General features: G+C 48.4%; 12 protein-coding genes. 5 read left to right on the top strand and 7 right to left on the bottom strand.

The annotated features are described in order from the left end of the window. Positions 1-64: 64 nt before the first annotated feature. A complete protein-coding gene (locus GL2_RS08205; RefSeq protein WP_143730196.1) occupies positions 65-835 on the bottom strand; it encodes a DUF2884 family protein in 771 nt (256 codons plus the stop codon). Positions 836-1,041: 206 nt separating this feature from the next. Between GL2_RS08205 and GL2_RS08210 the strand changes: the two genes are divergently transcribed. Further along, the gene (locus GL2_RS08210) at positions 1,042-3,435 is read left to right on the top strand and encodes a zinc-dependent metalloprotease (protein ID WP_232053794.1); all 2,394 of its coding nucleotides are present in this window, start codon (positions 1,042-1,044) and stop codon (positions 3,433-3,435) included. A gap of 77 nt (positions 3,436-3,512) precedes the next feature. Here the strand turns inward: GL2_RS08210 and GL2_RS08215 are convergent, their stop codons facing one another. Then, positions 3,513-4,346 carry a transglutaminase domain-containing protein gene (locus tag GL2_RS08215; protein ID WP_143730197.1) on the bottom strand — a complete coding sequence of 278 codons (834 nt, stop codon included), beginning with the start codon at positions 4,344-4,346 and terminating at the stop codon, positions 3,513-3,515. Positions 4,347-4,357: 11 nt separating this feature from the next. Next, a complete protein-coding gene (locus GL2_RS08220; RefSeq protein WP_143730198.1) occupies positions 4,358-4,588 on the bottom strand; it encodes a DUF350 domain-containing protein in 231 nt (76 codons plus the stop codon). Between the two features lie 166 nt (positions 4,589-4,754). Between GL2_RS08220 and GL2_RS08225 the strand changes: the two genes are divergently transcribed. Then, on the top strand, positions 4,755-5,645 hold the full coding sequence (locus GL2_RS08225; RefSeq protein WP_143730199.1) for an SPFH domain-containing protein: 891 nt from the start codon (positions 4,755-4,757) through the stop codon (positions 5,643-5,645). Positions 5,646-5,834: 189 nt separating this feature from the next. Here the strand turns inward: GL2_RS08225 and GL2_RS08230 are convergent, their stop codons facing one another. Further along, positions 5,835-6,128 (bottom strand): putative quinol monooxygenase, encoded by a 294-nt coding sequence (locus GL2_RS08230; RefSeq protein ID WP_143730200.1) that lies wholly within the window; start codon positions 6,126-6,128, stop codon positions 5,835-5,837. 228 nt (positions 6,129-6,356) lie between these two features. Between GL2_RS08230 and GL2_RS08235 the strand changes: the two genes are divergently transcribed. Next, positions 6,357-7,301, top strand: coding sequence for a LysR family transcriptional regulator (locus GL2_RS08235; protein WP_143730201.1), 945 nt, complete (start codon positions 6,357-6,359; stop codon positions 7,299-7,301). A gap of 82 nt (positions 7,302-7,383) precedes the next feature. On the opposite strand, the gene GL2_RS08240 is transcribed toward GL2_RS08235, so the two are convergent. The 3 genes from GL2_RS08240 to GL2_RS08250 form a co-directional block, all read right to left on the bottom strand. Continuing rightward, on the bottom strand, positions 7,384-8,889 hold the full coding sequence (locus GL2_RS08240) for a S8 family serine peptidase (protein ID WP_143730202.1): 1,506 nt from the start codon (positions 8,887-8,889) through the stop codon (positions 7,384-7,386). Between the two features lie 632 nt (positions 8,890-9,521). Next, positions 9,522-12,341: a pitrilysin family protein gene (locus GL2_RS08245; protein ID WP_143730203.1), complete on the bottom strand. Its 2,820-nt coding sequence runs from the start codon at positions 12,339-12,341 to the stop codon at positions 9,522-9,524. 275 nt (positions 12,342-12,616) lie between these two features. Beyond that, positions 12,617-13,015, bottom strand: coding sequence for a globin (locus tag GL2_RS08250; RefSeq protein WP_143730204.1), 399 nt, complete (start codon positions 13,013-13,015; stop codon positions 12,617-12,619). 591 nt (positions 13,016-13,606) lie between these two features. Between GL2_RS08250 and GL2_RS08255 the strand changes: the two genes are divergently transcribed. Beyond that, positions 13,607-14,770, top strand: coding sequence for a phosphoglycerate kinase (locus GL2_RS08255; RefSeq protein WP_143730205.1), 1,164 nt, complete (start codon positions 13,607-13,609; stop codon positions 14,768-14,770). A gap of 95 nt (positions 14,771-14,865) precedes the next feature. Then, positions 14,866-15,930, top strand: a complete 1,065-nt coding sequence (fba, locus tag GL2_RS08260; RefSeq protein ID WP_143730206.1) for a class II fructose-bisphosphate aldolase — start codon at positions 14,866-14,868, stop codon at positions 15,928-15,930. The last annotated feature ends 77 nt before the right edge of the window (positions 15,931-16,007 follow it).

Raw genomic sequence — 16,007 nt, forward strand, 5'->3', positions numbered from 1 at the left:
ATTTTATAGTATTTTCGATAAATTAAAAAAGGCCGCAATGCGGCCAAGTTTGGGGGGATAAAGCTTACTTGGTTTCGACTAAATTATAAGTGCCAAGTGCGGGAATAGACTCTTGTACTTTATTTTCTAGTTGGTCGATGGATTCCAGAGAAGTGCAGAGCTGTTCCGCTTTTTGTTCGATCACATCTGCACGCTGTTCTATCATTCGCTCAGCGTCTCTCGTCACCTGTCTCTCAATGCTTTGGCCTCCGGTAAATACTGCTTTCAGGGCATGCCAGGCAATGGTTCCTGCAGACTCTTTGGCCAGGCGTTCGATGCGTGGTTCAAACTCTGCGGAAATGGTTTCGTCGACAAAGTCCCCAATTTCGGAGGCTCCGAGTTGATATATTTCTCCCTCACGGTTGAGACGATCTTCGGTGCGCTGGAGGAGATCTGCAGAGAACTGCTCAAGCTCAAGGGTATCCGGATGATCTGGACCGGCCAGGGCTGTAATTGCTATAGACAAGCCGTTCATGGCAATGTCCACAGCTTCCAGGGTTATCAACAGGGAATCGCGCCCAGCGTCATGCAGTTGCTGCCGGTATTCCTGCATCAGGTCCTGTTGTTGTGGGTTGAGAGATACCGGGGCCCCATCAATCATAAGCTGGTCTGGAGAGTGGAAGTACACCAGTTGTTTGTCTTCATCCTCGGGCTTTACCTCAAAAAAATCGGGTCCGACACTCACTGAGTAGTCCAATGAAACATTGCAGTCATCGGTGTCGATCTCGATATTACTGTGAGCTTGGGCGGTTGTACCAAGACTGATAAGTGCCGAGATTGCGAGCGGCTTCCACATGCCAAATCCTCTGTTATTTAGCCTTTACCCTTTGACGCAGCCTCTATTGTGAATAGATGCAGCCAATTAAAAATAAATTCTGGTTGTTTTTTGTTCAGGCCTGGGGCTACGTGTAATGGAATTAAATGCTAACCTTGGCCGCGGTCCGGTGTCTGCTGTGACACCGCAGAGGCACTTTAAAATATTTAATAAATTGGGGGCAGCTAATGTCGATGGGTAGACATTTGGTGGCGCTGTGTCTGGTGCTACTTGGCACAATTGCACAGGCTCAGGAGATCGTTGAATACACTGCGGATATGCGCAAGTACGGCGGTTATCATGATTTCTACTGGGATGAAAGCAGTGGCCGTGTTCTGTTACAGGTGGATGAATTTGAACGCGAATTGTTGCTTCTTACCGGTCTTGCCCAGGGATTGGGGTCCAACCCGGTAGGACTGGATCGCAACCAGGTAGGTGAGAGCCGGCTGGTGAAATTCCAGCGGGTGGGCAACAAAGTACTGCTGCATCAGCTTAACGCTCGCTATCGTGCTGACTCTAAAAATCCAGCTGAGCGTCGTGCAGTCGAGGAAGCTTTTGCATCCTCGGTGCTCTGGGGGTTTGAGGTTTTGGCGCAAAGCAGTGGTGGGGTACTGATCGACTTTACACCTTTCCTGCTTAGCGACCAGCACGGTATTTCCACACGCCTCAAGCAGGCTGAGCAGGGCAGTTACACTGTGGATAAGTCCAAGTCCGCAGTTTACTTGCCGCGAACAAAGAATTTTCCAAAAAATAGTGAATTCGAGGTACAGCTGACCTTTACTGGTTCCAAGCCGGGTAAGTATCTACGTGAAGTGGTACCTACACCGACACTGGTGTCTTTGCGCCAGCATATCTCGCTGATTGAGCTGCCGGATAGCGATTACCAGCCACGTCGATTCCATAGTCGCAGTGGTTACTTCCCCTTTGCTTATAGGGATTACGCCAGCGCCATTGATCAGCCCCTGGATCAGCGTTTTATCTATCGCCACCGGCTGGAGAAGAAGCCCAACAGTGACGAAGTAGTAGAGCCGATTGTTTACTACGTAGATTCGGGGGTGCCCGAGCCAGTGCGCAGTGCCTTGGTGGAAGGTGCCAGCTGGTGGAACCAGGCCTTTACGGCCGCTGGTTATAAAGACGCTTTCCGCGTGGAAATTCTACCCGATGGAGTAGACCCACTGGATGTACGTTACAACGTAATTAACTGGGTGCACCGCTCCACAAGAGGCTGGTCTTACGGCTACTCGGTGTTTGACCCTCGCAGCGGAGAGATCCTTAAGGGAAATGTCACTCTCGGCTCGTTACGCGTGCGCCAGGATTTCCTGATTGCCCAGGGATTACTGCAGCCCTATACCGATGACTCCGTGGATACTGAGGCTCTAAAGACCATGGCTTTGGCACGTATCCGTCAACTGTCCGCACACGAAGTCGGCCATACCCTGGGCCTGGCTCACAATTTCGCAGCTAGTGCTGACGGGCGTGCTTCGGTCATGGACTATCCGGCACCACTGGTATCGTTAGTAGATTCTGGGCCGGATTTGAAAAGTGCTTATGGGATAGGCATCGGTGCTTGGGACAAGCTGGCCATTCGTTATGGCTACGGTAATGGTGATGATGAACAGGAGTATCTGGATTCTGTCATCCACGAGGCGGCTGAGCAGAATCTGCGCTTTATTTCAGATCCGGATTCCCGCGTTATCAACAATGCCCACGCTGTTTCCCACCTCTGGGATAACGGTGTGGACCCCCTGGCGGAATTCAGCCGCCTGCTGGAATTACGCCGCTATGCCCTGGATAAGTTCTCAACTGCGGCCAGACCGAAATCTGCGCCTCGTTCCGACTTGGAGGAAACACTGGTTCCGGTTTATTACGGCCATCGCTACCAGGCCGAAGCTGTAGGTAAGTTGGTCGGTGGTCTGGATTACGATTACCTTTATAACGATACCGCACAAAACAGCTACACCCTGGTGCCAGCAGAGCGTCAACAACAGGCGTTAGATGCTTTACTCGGTACGCTTTCCCCTGAGTTTCTTGCACTGCCAGAGCAAGTTCTGCAACTGATTCCGCCAAAGTCATACGGCTATGGGCGCACTGCAGAGAGTTTCCCCTCCTATACCGGTGTTGCCTTTGATGCAGTGGCGTTAAGTGAAGCGGCGGCTGGACACACACTCTCCATCCTGATGGACCCGCAGCGTGCTGCACGCATGAACCAGCAGAGTGCACGCAGTAGTGAAATTCCAGGTTTCAGCCAGTTATTACAGCGACTCACCGCTATGGCTTTACAAAGCGAACAATACACTGGGCTGCAAGCTGCCATTCACCAGAGGGTGAATCACGTTTATATCCAACACCTGATGTTACTCGCCAGTGACAAGAAAGTGGCTGAATCTGTGCGAGCCAAAGCTCAGCTTCAATTGGCCAGCTTTCTGCAAGCATTAGGTCAGAAAAAGCTGTTCGGTGAAGATGCCCAGGGGTACAGCGCTCACTACTACTTCCAAGCAAAGCGTATCGAATCATTTATGCGTGGTGACCTGGATGTGAAAGCGGGGGATATCAAGGCGATGCCGCCAGGCTCGCCTATCTGATCCTGAAGAAGCGACAAGGCGTTTATTGAGGAAACCCACCCGGAATAATATTTTGGGTGGGTTTAATTTTTACCCAATTAGCTGCGCACAAATTGTGATTTCTTGATCCAGTGACTACCACGATATTTTCGAGTGGAAGCTGTGCTTTTCTTCGCCCAGAAAAAGTTGCGATTGAATTGAAACTCTACTTCGTAGCCCTCTGCCAAAGCGGCCAAAGGCATTGCCTGCCAGCTGGTCTGACGACGCTTACTGGTTGCCTCCAGCAGATACTCCCGGCCATCTACTATGGCCACTACCCAGGCGTGCCCCTGACCATTATGGGTTCCCAATGCCACTCGCGCGTCTACGCCCAACTCAATTAGCCAGTCGGCCAGAAGGATGGCATGGTCTTCACAGTCACCGCGCTTTTGGTAGTAGGCCTGGCGGGATGTCTGCCATATATCGGATAGGCCGGCATACTGCTGGTGATCGTATTGATACTCCTTATTCATGGCCAGCGTGTACAGAGGCACCCAAAGTTGCCTTGTTTTGAAGGGTTTAAACCCCACCAGATAACTATTGGCAAAGTGGTGTTGCTGGTCCAGGCCGCGCGCCGATGCAGTAACAGCTTCAAGCCCTTGCCAGTTCCAAATGGATACATGGGCACTCTCCTCCAGTGAGCGTTTGGCAACGACTCTCTGGATGGTCTCTTCAGCCAGTGGGTGACTGGTGCCGGATACCCTGACCACACCATATTGGCGATCCTGTTCCAGGTTAGCGTTAGTATTGCCAGCTCCATAGCCACGGTTAGTAGACCCAAGAGCTTTCTCTACGGAATTATCCTCGGACTGTATTTGTATGGTATTACGCAAGACCTCCGGTAGCATTAAGAGCACAGAGACAATTAACAGCGGGATTACCCATTTGTTCACGGATCGGTTCCTTATCCCTTAAGGCCGAAAGAAATGATGATAGCTACAAAGATCAGAATCGTGGAGGCGAAAATAGAGACCGCAATATTGCCGTTTTTCAGTTCGCCTTCGATATCCACTGTACGCAACAATTTTTTATCGATAGTGATAAGTGCGGCAATGCCGATAAATAGTGCCAGTAATGTATAGATAAGGTTTATACCAAGATTGAAAAATGTGGCAGTGATAAATTCCAGTTGCATATTTCCACCAAAAAAGAGAGTTTGTTGTTGCGTCCCAACTATAATGAAAGGGGTTTGAATCCTATTATTTTGCTGATAATACCATATTTTCTTTTGCTACTCTGTCTTGTCGTTGTTCGCCGATTAACATATCGTGCTTCTTTTATATATTTTTTAGGGGATAACAATGCGTTACATATCCGTACTGGGGCTGTTAACTTTGCTGGCACTTCTCGCCGCATGCGCAGACCGGGTTGAGGTACCTCCGGCACATGTGGGTAAGATTCTGACCAAGAATGGCTATAAACCGGAGGTAGTGCCACCTTCTAAATTTCGCCTGGATATGTGTATATTTTATTGCGATAAGCTGGTCACAATGACAATCGCAGATTTTGGTCATGTGGAGAAGTTCAAGGTCTTTATGCCTAAGGATCAACTCAATATGAGCTTTGATATACGCATGACAGGAGCTATCAACAATGATGCTATAGATCATGTTTTTGATCGTATACCTCCGGTTAATGGCAATATTTCAGTGAACCATGTATATGGCACTTATGCTCAGCCAGTAATTAGAGATGTGGTGCGTGGTGTTGTGGCCAAGTATTCGATTAATGAGATTGCTTCCAGTCGGGAATCTCTAAGTCAGGAGCTTTTTAATGAAGTGGCCAAGGCTCTAAAAGGCACTCCAATTGTCGTCAAACGCCTAGGCCTGGCCGATGTACAGTTTCCCAAAGTAATTACCCAAGCCAAGGAACGGGCGGCAGAGAGGCGCGAATTGATTGAGCAGGAAAAAGCTCAGTTTGAAATCCAGAAAATCCAAATGGAGCGGGATCTGGAGCGGGAGAAAATGAATCGCGCTATTGCTGTAGAGAAGGCAATTGGACAGAAGGAGGTGAATGATCTCCTGGCCAAATCTGTTACTGATAAATATCTCTCTTACCGCACCTTAGAGGTTCTGGACAAAATGGCGGCCTCGAACAACAAAGTGTTTTTGCCAGTTGAAGCTCTGGGGACCATTGGCCTGCAGCACGCGGTATTTAGCGATCAGGTAAAGCAGGTTGCAAGGAAAAATTAATCATGAAGATAGATTGTTTTGGCTGTCTCGACGATTTACCCGAGTGAAGTGTTAATTATTCTGTTAGATTTTTGCTTGTATCTTTGCTGTAGCTGAATGGAAGTGCCTTCAATTTTTATATTGTAGGTATATCTATTATAAAAAAGGACGCTCGGCTACTCCCAGCGTCCCTCTTGGTCACGTTATGATTTAGTCTTCTATTTCCGTCATTTCATTCAGGATAAATTCCTCTACCGCGCCCTTTGTGGCGGACATATATTCCTGCAGATGGGTATTGTTCATGTGGGTCTGCCAAAGTTCACGGCTCTGCCAGTTTTCATAAAATAGGAAGTGGGCGGGGTTATCGTTGTCCTGGTGCAGGTTGTAATTTACGCAACCCTCTTCGGCGCGAGTAGTATTAATCAACTTTAAAAGTTCGGATTTTACCAGGTCAATTTTGTCGGCTTTGGCTTTAATATTGGCAACAATTGTCAGTCTGCTCATTATGTAACTCCGGGTTTACATTCACTGAAAATATGTCTTGGCTACTCGATATAGAGTGCCATCAGTCTAGGTCTACGACTTCTATCGGTCATCAATACCTCTGCCAGAGCTTTTTGTGTCACGCTCGATAATATGTACTGCATTGATGAGATAGATGCATTCTAGTACTAGATTTCCACTATTTAAACGTTACAATCTTTGAATCTTTATCAAAAAAAAATTGATAATATGCTTATTGAAGATTTGGAAGTTATCCTTAAAGTAGCTGAATTCCGCAGTATTACTGCCGCCGCGGCCAGCCTTGATATGCGCACAGCAACTGCAAGTGCGGCGATTAAACGAGTTGAAAGTGCCTTGGGGGCAGACTTGTTTATTCGCACGACCCGACAGTTACGGCTTTCCAGTGCGGGGGAGCGCTTTATACCCAAGTGTCAAGAAGCGTTGTTGATGCTGGATCTGGCCAAACAGGACCTGAAAGAGGGCAGTGCAGAGATTACTGGTGATTTGCGTATTGGTGTTTCCTCTGATCTTGGGCGCAACCTGGTAGCACCCTGGCTGGATGAGTTTCAAGAGCAGCATCCCGGAGTTGGCTTAAAAATAAATATCACTGACAGTCAGGTGGATTTTTATCGTGACCCAGTGGATATAGCCCTGCGCTATGGACCGCCAGGAGATGCGAATCTTTATGGCTTCAAAATTTGCGATGTGCCTCGTCTATTATGTGCGGCACCTGGGTATCTGGACCGGCGAGGTACTCCACGAACTCCCAATGATCTCTCCAAGCATAACGGTCTTTTTTATCAGCTGCATGAGATAATCCACAATATATGGGAGTTTTCTCATGAGGGTGAGATACTTAAAGTACGCATGAGCGGCAACCGCTCCTCTAATGACGGAGATCTTGTACGACGTTGGTGTGTGGCGGGCAGAGGACTAGCAATTAAATCCAGCCTGGATATGTCAGTAGATTTGCTTAGTGGAAAAGTAGTTCCTGTAATGACTTCTTATACACCTAAGTCTACAGAGTTATGGCTTGTCTGTCCTGGCAGACAGTCGATAACGCCAGCTGTTCGGCTCGTGAGGGATAACTTTCGCGATAAATGTAAAGAGATATTGCAGGAGCTGGCAAAGAAAAAAATTTTGGCAAAAAATATCATTAAAAATTCCGGCTAGAATTTTTTTTGGGTCTTGGAATTTACTGCGTTTAGTTTTTATTAAGAGGGAGTTAACACTCCCTCTTAATAGTTAGAGAGAATTATATGGTGCCTGTACAGCCATTAGTTGACAAGTAGTCATAAGCAGCTTTAGCTTGTACCAGTCCATAGCCGTAAGCGTTATCGCGGCCAGCGTCTCCCAGGTCTTCTGCTGTAGTAGTCAGGGCCGTACGAATTTCGCTATTGCTACAGCTGGGAAAATGACTCCAAACCAGGGCGGCCACACCGGCGACATGTGGAGTTGCCATCGAGGTGCCATTGAAATACTCATAATCACTGGCATTGTTGGCCAAAGTAGCACTGCTGCCCAATTGCCCGAGAAGGGTGTTACCATCACTACCTGAGATGCCTATTGAGGGGATATTGGTAGCAGTTTCACCCAGGGTGGCGCTTGATAGCAATCCGGATTCATTGTTATAGATAACTGCTGCGATGCCACCACCAGCCTCACAGTTCAATACCTTGTCGGCAAAGCTGATATTACCACGCTCTATTAAACATACCTTACCAGCGGCACTGTTACAGGCAGATTCTGCAGTACCACAATTTTCCAGGGCGCCAGTAATATCTCCAAGAGGAGAGCCTGAAATAGGGGCAGCTTCAAAATCAGCTCCGGCCACATTTAGAGAGGAAACCCTGCCGGTTCCAGTTGGTACAGAGGAGAGAACCTGTACTCCCGGTGCGGATAGCTCAACCTGATTAGTTTGCTGGGAGGATTCCCAAATCTCTTTATTACTATCAATTGCACCAACTGAGATAACCGAATCATATGAGGCAGGGTAGGAATGTCGTGTATTGCCATCATTGCCCGCAGCGGCAACAGATAGAATGCCACGACTGTTCAGGTTATTAAATGTACGTCTTTCAAAGAAATTAAATTGCTCACCGCCAAGGCTCATATTGATAACATTAGCACCGTTATCTGCACACACTTCAGCTGCTGCCATGAGAGAGGAAGAGTAGGCCCAACCATCACCGCCAAAGACTTTGACAATATGAAGGTTAATGTTACTGCTGGGCATTACGCCCACAACACCAGTTTCATTATTCATTGCTGAAATGGTACCGGCAACATGAGTGCCGTGTCCGCTTTGATCCTCATACCAGTTTCCAGCGCCAGCGGGATCACTGCTACCTGTAACGGCATTGCCGGAGAGATCTTCGTGGGCTATATCGTAGCCGGAATCAATAATACATACTGTGCGATTGCCTGCTTGGGTATCCCCCAGCTGGTCGGCCTGTACCATGGGGATGCCAAAAGGTACCTGCTGCGCCATTGGGTAGCGTTTGACATCTTCCTCAATAAATTCAATGTTTGGATTCCTGCGAAGGGCCTTTAAGGCTTTTTCTGGAAGGTGCGCGGCCATAGCATTTTGTCTGCGTATCTCCAGTGCTTTGCGTCCACCCCTTTCACGCATATGTGATTTTACTGATTCGCCTTTACCCTGTTTAAAGGTGATGATGTAGCGTTTATCCTCAGCGCTGGCATGGGACGCAATGGCCATGGTTAGTATGCTGGTGGCGACCATTGATACAACATTTTTCATTGATTGCTCCTAATAAGCTAGTGTTATTTTATTGTTGTTTTATATTGGTAGATATTTTGTTCTCTATGAGAGCCTGAAAAATAACAGTTTTTTAATATTCGTGAAGTGAGTGGGTTAAGGAATGTGCGCTAATTTGCAAATTGGAATTTTTCTTAACTCTTCTCAAAAAAATAATTGAGATGTTGGGCGTCTGTTTCGTCTAATCAATAATTCTGTCTATATTGCTAATGAGTACTTACTTATATTTCTAAGTATGATTCCTTGTTGATCTTTTCTCTGGAACATATTGGGAGTGATCAAGTGTATATCGGATCTAATTTTAGCTCAGCATATGTTGGAAATTTAATAAATTGCCTGTAATAGTTTGGCTGTCTATTCAATTATAATTTTTACACATGAATCACAGTCCTGGATGATTCAGGAAGGCGTGATTTTTTCGATTGGTGGGGTCTGATTGGAGTGGCCCGTTAAATGTTTCCAAGTTTGTTTTGATGATTTCTGCTGTAAATCATTGTTACCCTAATGCATGAGTGCTAGATATCACTTAATGCTGATAGTATTATTTTAATTTTTCAGGAAATTTAAAAGGGCAATCAAACCGTTATAAAGATTTGATTGCCAGGGAGGGGTTCTTAGTTGATGTTTAATCCGGAGGCGGGTTTGCCATTCGCGTTTAGTTCAATGATCGGTCCGATATCCAATTCACGAATATTGTTTTCAATTTTACTCTTATCTCCGACAATTACCCAGGTGAACTGATCTGGTTTGATTGTTTGCTTGGCCAGGTTATGTACGGCTTGCAGATTGATTTCGCGTATTTTTTCAGCATAGCTGTCCATATAATCCAAAGGGCGATCATAAGTAATCATTCCAGCAATAGCGTTGGATACTGCTCCAATTGTCTCAAACCGGCCTGGGAGTTCATTAACTCGTTTACTTTTTACCTTTTGTAATTCTTCTTTGAGAGCAGGTTTGTCACCGATATATGCATGTAGCTCTTTTTGTAACTCATGTAAAGATTCGCTGGTCTTATCCGTTTGTACAGGTGCATAAACTATAAGTGGTTGCTGTCCCTTTGCGCCTGTCATAAAGGAATAGGCCCCGTAAGCCCAGTGTTTGTCTTCACGTAAATTCATATTGAGGCGTGCGGTGAATGTTCCGCCGAAGATATCGTTCATCATATGCAGTGCTTCGCGCTCTGCAATTTTTTCGGAAGGTGCCAGCAAACCACCAATAATTATAGTCTGCTCAGCTCCAGGTTTATCGATCAGGTAGATACTGGACATTTCCGGGTGTGCTACCTGAGGCAGATTCTTCTGTGGCAATGCTGCTTCGGGTACACGCCAATCGGCAAAATGTTGTTCCAGCCTTTTAGTCAGCTCCTCCATAGTGATATCGCCAGCAGCTATCAGTGTGGCGTTGTCTGGACGCATCCAGGTTTGGTGATAATTTACCAGGTCATCACGGTTCAAAGATTGGATAGAGGTTTCGGTACCAGAGCCCGTGAGCGGAACGCTATAGGCGTGATCCTTACCGTATAGCAGTGGTGGCAGATTGCGTAAGGCCATCTGTATAGGGCGAGTTTTCTCCTGCTGAATAGATGCAATCCAGCGGGTTCGCTTGCGCTCAATCTCGTCCTCAGAAAAACTGGGATTCATCACGATATCGGCGAATAATGCCATTGAATCCTCTAGATTAACCTTCAGTGCGTTGAGGTGTACTGTAGAGGTGTCAATATCTGCTGCGGCACTAATTCTTGCTCCTAGCAACTCCTCTTTGGCACTGATCTCCAGCGCGTTTAGATTACCGGTGCCCTCTTTCAGCATAGACATTGCATAACTGGATGTACCCAGTTTATTACCCTGGTCTGCGGCATAGCCGGCATCAAATTGCAGTCGCATATCCACAACCGGAACCGAATGACGTTCAGCCAGCAATACCTTCAGGCCGTTTGATAGTTGCGCTGTTTGTACCTTTGGGAAGGGGACACTTGGAAAATTGCCGGTTTCCGGCAGCTTAGATCTGTCCGCACCAGAATCAGCAGTGGTGTATTCTGGAAACGGGTGCACCTCCAGATTATAGTCACCAGTAGATAACCATTTTTGTGAGGTGGCTTTTACTTGCTTTGGAGTAATATCCTGTTTTTCTCTCAGTGCATCGAGATAAGCATTGGGGTCATTTAGATAAAGTTCGCCGCGGGCAAGGATGACGCCTTTGCCGCTCCAACCACCGACTTGTTCCAGATTGCGGGCAAAGGATGCATATTCATTCATATTAACACGAGCCAGCTCCTCTTCCGTTGGGCCCTCTTCCAGGAAGCGGTGTAATTCTTCATCAATTGCCTTCTCAATCTTGGATAACTCTATACCGGGTTTAGCGTTGGCGATAATCGGGAATATTGAGGATAGTTCGAATTGCTGTAGTCCAATATTAACATCCGTGGCAATTTGATCCTGATATACGAGGCGCTTGTAAAGCCGTGAATTCTTCCCATCACCAAGTATTGCTGCTGCTAGGGCAATTGCATTAGCATCCTCGTGGGCGAGGCCAGGTGTATTCCAGACTTTGTAGAGACGGGACTGGGCTACGCGATCATACATTTGTTCGCGACTGGATTGATCGCGCTTTGCGATCCAAGATTTTTTCTTGATTAGCGGTGGGCCGGCAGGAATATCACCAAAATACTGACTCGCTTTTTCCTTGGCTGTTTCCATATCAATATCGCCGGCCAATACCAGCACTGTATTAGCTGCCCCATAGTACTGTTTAAACCACTCATGAACATCGTCCAAAGTAGCTGCACTCAAATCCTCCATGGAGCCAATAGTAGTCCAGGAGTAGGGGTGGCCGGCGGGATATATCGCCTTTTGCAATTGCTCCCAGACTTTTCCGTAGGGCTGGTTTTGACCCTGACGTTTCTCGTTCTGCACTACACCGCGTTGCTCATCAAGTTTTTCCTGGGTGATTACTCCAAGCAGGTGCCCCATTCGGTCAGACTCCATCCATAGGGCCATATCCAATGCGTTAGTCGGTATCGTCTCAAAGTAATTGGTGCGGTCCAGCCAGGTAGTACCGTTCATACCGGTAGCGCCCGCCAGCTCAAAAGGCTTGAAATATTCGTCGTTATAGTTTTCTGAACCGTTAAACATCAAGTGTTCGAACAGGTGGGCAAAACCAGTGCGGCCAGGCTTTTCATCCTTTGAGCCCACATGATACCAGACACCTACGGATACAATTGGTGCTTTGCGATTCTCATGCACGATCACTCGAAGACCATTTGGCAGGGTAAATTTCTCGTATTTTATTTCCAATGGAGCGAAAGAATGTTTCGGTGTGGTGACTTCTGCGACGTTTTGATTTTGGGTGGTTACACCATTTTTCGGGGCTTCACTACAGGCTGATATAGCCAGTGATATAGCCAGTGGCATGCTGTACTTTCGTACTATTTTCATGGGGCTTTCCTTGTCGAATAATCCCAATTGGCCGCTTAGGCAACAGAAAGTGTTGTTCTTGAGGGCCTTACAGTTATCCGGGAGTAATTTTTCTATTTTTATTCAGGTTTTGATCTGCGGGTGGAATGGCCAGTTAAAAACTGGAGCCCACTCCGCCCGCCTTGCCGGCGTTAAGAATCTTCCGGTTAAGAATGTTATATCTATTCGGGAAGTACTTGGCAAACCCGGTGTACTGGCGAGCGGAAATTGGATACTTCGGTGAGCTTGGAAGAGGGTCAGTATGCTTGGCGAATAATATTGATGCCAGGTGTAACTGCGCGGTTCCAGGCGGCCTCAACTTCTGGGGAAAAGTCACTGTCATGTTGGCGTAAGGTGGCCATTAAAGCATCCAGCCATAAGCGGTACCATTCTGGACGGATATTGTAGCCGTTACGGTCGTGGCTTTTACCAAGGGCGCGAAGTTTGGTATCTGACATGCCGCGGGCATAGAGGACAAGTTGCATTATGCCGTTGCGCAGCAGGTGTCGTTGGGCTCTCATATCAGTATTGGCAAATAAGTCGCGAATATCTGCGGAGCTACCCATAAAGCGATCATAAAAGTCGATAAAGAATTGCTCGTTGTTGCAACAGCGCCCGTAGCTTTGAAAAACAATATCACTGTCCGACCGTTCCATACTTAATAGATCTCCATGATGTGTCCGCCAGTGGCATACCACTAACCGGAACTTGTGTAGTAGCGTTTTGGAAGGGGGCGGCGATTCTAGCGGGGTGATCACGTTACGAAAAGCTCATTTGTGTCAATCAGTTAGTTACTGTGAAGGAAAGTGTTTGTCTGTTGTTACAGACCGCTTGGTCAGTTGGCCCTTGTATCCCTCAGCCTAACACTCGATACCCCTGTAAGGTTTAAACAGCGAATTAACTCCTAGTGTCCCTGTTGATGAAAAACTCGATGGATATCAGCCCGGGCCGATATTGAGCCCTGATGTCCTGAGTAGGAGGTTGCTGTTTTGGCGTATGACGTCTTTTTGGCGGTTGCCATGCACATAACGAATGCCTGTTCGGGATTTAATCTGGCATGGCCACTTCAATAACCCGACTTGTTATTAAGGTACCGTGACCGAAAAGGCCATGTCATCTGTGTCCCAAGGCGGTGTTCCTGGTGAATTTACAGCGTTTTCCGCGTTTTCCTGTCGGCACTAGCGGGGTGCAGTTGATATACTCCGCGCCCATATTTTCAGTTAATCGAAGTAGAAGAGGGTTGGCGCATGGCGGTCAAACTGATGACAGATCTGGACCTGGCGGGTAAGCGCCTACTAATCCGCGAGGACTTGAATGTACCGGTGAAAGACGGCCGGGTAACTTCTGACGCCCGTATCCGCGCGGCGCTCCCAACGATCCAGGCCGCTATTGATGCCGGCGCTAAAGTGCTGTTGATGTCCCATCTGGGCCGCCCGACGGAGGGAGAATACGCTGAGGAGTTTTCCCTGGCGCCAGTTGCCGCTCATCTTGGTGAGTTACTCGGTCGTGAAGTGGCCCTGGTTAAGGAGTGGCGCGAAGGCGTGGAACTGGCGAACGGTGAGGTCGCTCTGCTGGAGAACGTTCGCTTCAATGCAGGTGAGAAGAAAGACAGTGAAGACTTGGCCAAAGCCTATGCGGCTCTGTGCGATGTATTTGTGATGGATGCTTTCGGAACTGCCCATCGCGCTCAAGCCTCTACCCACGGGGTTGCCAGATTTGCTCCGGTAGCCTGTGCCGGCCCCCTCCTCGCCGCAGAATTGGATGCTTTGGAAAAGGCCCTGGCTGAACCGGCGCGCCCGCTGGTAGCGATTGTTGGTGGTTCCAAGGTTTCCACCAAGTTAACAGTACTTGAGAGTCTGGCCGACAAGGTGGATCAGCTGATTGTGGGTGGAGGTATCGCCAATACTTTCCTTGCTGCCAGCAACAAGCCGGTGGGCAAATCCCTTTGTGAGCATGATCTGCTGGATACTGCCAAGGGCTTGATGCAGAAGTGCGATATCCCTGTCCCCGTGGATGTTGTAACTGGCAAGGAGTTCAGTGAGACGGCTGCAGCCGAGACTAAACCCGCCGGTGCGGTAACTGAAGACGACATGATTTTCGATATTGGCCCCCAGTCCTCCGAACAGCTGGCGGATATCCTCAAGGAGGCGAAAACCATTATCTGGAACGGTCCTGTCGGGGTATTCGAGTTTGACCAGTTTGGTGCCGGCACTGAGCACCTGTCCAAGGCCATTGCTGCCAGCGATGCTTTCTCCATCGCCGGTGGAGGGGATACCCTGGCAGCTGTCGATAAATATGGTATCGCCGATAAGGTGTCCTATATTTCCACTGGCGGCGGCGCCTTCCTGGAGTATGTTGAAGGAAAAAAACTTCCAGCGGTTGCGATGCTTGAGTCCCGCGCCGGCGATTGAGATATACCCAAATAATGACACCTGCCGGTGTTAACCGGTGGGTGATAAAAGCAAAAAATTACAAATACGACGAGTAGACGAGAAAGGAATTAACTATGGCTCTTATCAGCCTGCGCCAATTACTGGATCACGCCGCCGAACAGGGCTACGGCGTACCCGCATTTAACGTAAATAACCTGGAGCAAATGCGCGCGATTATGGAGGCGGCTAAAGAGACCGACTCCCCGGTAATCGTTCAAGCTTCCGCCGGGGCCCGCAAATATGCTGGTGCGCCATTCCTGCGCCACCTGATCCTGGCGGCCATTGAGGAATTCCCGGAGATTCCAGTGGTAATGCACCAGGATCACGGCACTAGCCCGGCAGTTTGCCAACGTTCCATCCAACTGGGCTTTAGCTCGGTAATGATGGATGGCTCCCTTCGTGAAGATGGTAAGACACCAGCTTCCTATGAATACAATGTCGATGTCACCCAGCGTGCCGTCGATATGGCTCATGCCTGTGGTGTGTCTGTTGAGGGTGAGCTTGGTTGCCTGGGCTCCCTGGAAACTGGTATGGCCGGCGAGGAAGATGGTGTTGGCGCTGAGGGCAAACTGTCCCACGACCAGCTGTTGACTGATCCAGAGGAAGCTGCGGACTTCGTACAGAAAACAAAAGTGGATGCTCTGGCAATTGCTTGTGGTACCAGTCATGGTGCTTACAAGTTTACCCGTCCTCCCACTGGGGACATTCTCGCGATAGATCGCATCAAGGAAATCCATGCACGTATCCCCGGCACCCACCTGGTGATGCACGGTTCTTCCTCAGTACCCCAGGAGTGGCTGGCGGTGATCAATGAGTTCGGTGGTGAAATCCCCGAAACCTATGGCGTACCGGTTGAGCAGATTTGCGAAGGCATCAAGTATGGTGTGCGCAAGGTCAACATCGATACTGACTTGCGTCTTGCCTCTACTGGTGCGACCCGACGCTTTTTGGCCGAGAACCCATCCGAGTTCGACCCTCGCAAATTCTACAAAGCTGCCCTGCAGGCAATGAAAGATATTTGTGTGGCTCGCTATGAAGCCTTCGGCACCGCTGGCCAGGCGAGTAAGATTCGCGCACTCAGTCTTGATGCCATGAGCCAAAGGTATACTGCCGGTGAACTGGAGCCGCAAATCAAGTAAGCGGTTACTCTCCCCGAGAGTGATAAAGGGCGGGCCTTTGGCTCGCCCTTTTGCATTTTAAACTACCTGCCGGATCA

It is taken from the genome of Microbulbifer sp. GL-2 (assembly GCF_007183175.1).
In the GTDB taxonomy this organism is placed as follows: domain Bacteria; phylum Pseudomonadota; class Gammaproteobacteria; order Pseudomonadales; family Cellvibrionaceae; genus Microbulbifer.